Annotated in this window: 1 protein-coding gene; it reads left to right on the top strand. The window is 49.4% G+C overall.

Features of this window, described 5'->3' with window-relative positions; genetic code table 11:
- On the top strand, positions 1 to 755 hold a 755-nt coding region (locus AB4512_RS22160; protein WP_372175701.1), incomplete at both ends, for a phosphotransacetylase.

Here is a 755-nt window from a genome sequence, read left to right as displayed (position 1 = left end):
TGATGACGCTCTAGAGCTGGTTCAAGATCCACTTGTTTTTGCCAATTTGATGGTAAGGGAAGGGCTGGTCGACGGCACGGTTAATGGTGCGGTTTATACCACTTCTGATGTGGTGCGAGCCGCGCTGCAGATTATCGGCCCTGCACCGGACAGCGAATTGGTGTCCAGTTTCTTCTTGATGATGCTGTGTGAGCCTTTCCATAATCTTAAAGGCGGCATGATTTTCAGTGATTGTGGTTTGGTGATTAACCCCAATGAAACCGAGTTGGCATCGATTGCTGTGGCCGCATCAAACAGTGCTCAGACGCTACTGATGGAAGAGCCTAAAGTAGCGATGCTGTCGTTTTCTACCAACGGCAGTGCCAAGCACGAATCGGTCGATAAGGTTCGTAATGCGGCTCAACTCGTGAAACAACGTTGTCCCGGAATCGCCGTCGATCAGGATGTTCAACTCGATGCCGCGATTGTGACTGAGATTGCCGCAAAAAAGCTGCCAGATTCAGAGGTGAAAGGTCAATCGAACGTATTGATATTCCCCAATTTAGAAGCCGGTAATATTGGTTATAAGCTTGCGGAAAGATTAGGTGGGGCAGTTGCGATTGGCCCGTTGCTGCAAGGGCTGAATCAACCAGCGAATGACTTGTCCAGAGGCTGTAGTGCCGAAGATATCTTTAATGTCATTGCCGTTACCGCGGTACAAGCGCAGCAAGGGAAAGCATCTGACTCTAAGGCTGACTCTGAAGCTGATGTTGAAG

The sequence above is a fragment of the Vibrio sp. 10N.222.52.B7 genome (assembly GCF_041474275.1).
In the GTDB taxonomy this organism is placed as follows: Bacteria; Pseudomonadota; Gammaproteobacteria; order Enterobacterales; family Vibrionaceae; genus Vibrio; species Vibrio crassostreae_C.
Note: the sequence above shows the minus strand (reverse complement) of the source record. Positions and strands in the feature narration are given on the sequence as shown.